1 protein-coding gene is annotated in these 2,412 nt (G+C 64.3%); it reads right to left on the bottom strand.

Going from position 1 to position 2,412, the window contains the following annotated elements:
* Positions 1-126: 126 nt before the first annotated feature.
* Positions 127-2,148 carry a mechanosensitive ion channel domain-containing protein gene (locus HU720_RS23845; RefSeq protein ID WP_186523609.1) on the bottom strand — a complete coding sequence of 674 codons (2,022 nt, stop codon included), beginning with the start codon at positions 2,146-2,148 and terminating at the stop codon, positions 127-129.
* Positions 2,149-2,412 lie beyond the last annotated feature (264 nt).

Here is a 2,412-nt window from a genome sequence, read left to right as displayed (position 1 = left end):
AAAACCATAGAATCTCCCACAGGATCTGGGCAAGGCCTCAATATTGCGACTTTGCGCGATCTCTGTGGGAGCTGGCGCGAGCCTGCGATGAGGCCGGTACAGGTTGCACAAATCCCCCTCGGGTCATCAGGCTGGCACTTGCAGCGGTAGCGGGTACACCTGGGCAAAGCTGACATTGGCGGTCTGGTCCACGCGTTTTTTCAGGCGCTCGTTGAAGGCACGGCTGACCGCATACTGCCCACCCGATATGGTGCGGAACTGCGCGGTCAGGACAAACCCGTTGAGGTCCATGCGGTCCACCCCGAACACTTGCAACGGCCCTTGCAGGTTGATGCGCAGCAGCGGGTCTTCGCTGATCGATTGGCCCACCTCGTGGATCAGCCCAAGCGAGGTATCGACGTCACTGTCATAGGTGAACTGCACCGAGAAGAACGCATAGGCGAACTGCCGCGACTGGTTGGTGACCGCCTTGATCTGCCCGAACGGCACCGAATGCACGAAGCCCTTGCCGTCGCGCAGGCGCAGGGTACGGATGGTCAGGCTCTCGACAGTGCCGGCGTGGCCTGAGTCGAGCACCACCCAGTCGCCGATGGAGATGGTGTCTTCGATCAGGATGAACAACCCGGTGATCACATCCTGCACCAGTTGCTGCGAACCGAAGCCGATGGCCAGGCCGATCACCCCGGCGCCGGCCAGCAACGGTGCGACGTTGATGCCGAGGTTGGCCATGGTGGTGATGGTGCAGATCACCACCAGAATCACCTTAACGGCGTTGCGCAGCATGGGCAGGATGGTACGCACCCGGGTGCTCGGCTGGCGGGCTTTGCTGCGCCCGACCGCTGGTTTGAGCGCTTCCTGGATGGCGGTGTCGAGCACCACCCACAGTAGCCAGGTGACCAGCAGGATCAGGCCGATGCTCGACAGCGAGTCGCTGATCGCCCGACCCAGCGCATTGCGCAGGGCAAAATCGAACACCGAAAAGCCCCAGATGCGCCCGAGCAGTTCGATAAACGCCACGGCCATGCTGATGCGCAGCAGCGCATGGGCCAGTGAGCGCAGCAGTTCCTTGTAGGGGCGCACGCGCGTATTGGCGTCGGTTTGGCGTGGCGCCAGCAGGTGCTGCAATACGGTGCTGGCAAATACCCCCGCCACCAGCAGCACAGTGGTCAAAAGGGCATTTTGCAGGGCCTTCTGGCTTTCTTCACCCGCGCCGATCAGGTGCACCGCCGAGACCAGAATCATCAGCAGGATCGGCAGGTACCACAGCGCCGAGAAAATCCGCAGGGTTTCCTGTACGGCGCGGTGTTGCAGGCGGTCCTTGAGCGAGCGGTTGCGGATCAGGTGCGCCACGGGCCGGCGCAGGCGCAGCACCAAGGTTGCGAAAATCGCGGTAGCCGCAAGGCCGGTGAACACCGCCACGCTGGCGGTGATATTGCCGCCCAGCTGCCTGGCGATCTGTGGGCTGGTCAGGGCATCGCTCCAGGCTGCCAGAAAGCCGATCATGAAGAGCGGGCGGGGTGCCAGGCGGCGGATCGCGGCCACTGCGCGGCGTTTGTGGCCCGCATCGAACAGGGTGATCAGGCACAGGATGATCGAGGTCGAGAACAGGCCGCTGCTGGTGGCATACGCCAGGCTCAAGCCGAGGGCGCGGGCAATCGAGGGGTCGAGAAAACGGCTGGCGTAGAGAGTCAGCGGCAGGCTTGCGAGGGCCGGCAGCGTATAGGGCAGCAGGTAGCCGAGCAGGCCTTGGGCGCGCTGGCGCTGGCGCAACATCGCGGTGCCGATACTGCGCCGCCAAAGCACGCGGCCCAGGCAGGTGAGCAGGGCGAAGCTGGCGGCCCAGGTCACCGTCAGCAACAGAAAATCACCTGCCAGGTACCAGGTATCGTGTCCGGAATGGCGATCGACCAGGCGCTCCATCTCGTTGGCGGCGCGGTCGGCGCGCAGGCGCCAGGCGTCCATCAGGTGGGCGTCCAGGTCCAGGTCCGTGGCGGCGCTGTCCAGGCCATCGGCCAGTGCACCGAGCAGGCCGCCTTGCAGCACCGGGGCGGGTTCTGCCGGTTGCTCTTCGGCGGGGGCTGGGTCGGCGGCAAGCAAGTGGGTGCTCAGCAGGCAGCCGAGCAGCAGGGTGAAGAGAACGCGCAGCACTGGAGTACTCCTTAAGCCGGTGAGGGGCAGGGGTTACTCAAGGAACTGATTGGTGCAGGTGGGGGAAAGTTCGATGGGGTGTGGGCCATCTGCACCGACCTCATCGCAGGCTTGCGCCTGCTCCCACAGAGGTGGTGCCCAACCGCAACATTGCTGGTTGGCCCCAATCCTGCGGGAAACGATAGTTAGTTGTGGCGAGCGGGCTTGTCCCGCGTTGGGCTGCGCAGCAGCCCTGAAAACCCAAGGGTAATCCTCAGGGCTGCT

Origin of the sequence: Pseudomonas sp. SWRI51, from assembly GCF_014268825.1 — a bacterium.
Lineage (GTDB): Bacteria > Pseudomonadota > Gammaproteobacteria > Pseudomonadales > Pseudomonadaceae > Aquipseudomonas > Aquipseudomonas farsensis.
This window is presented reverse-complemented; position numbering and strand designations above follow the sequence as displayed.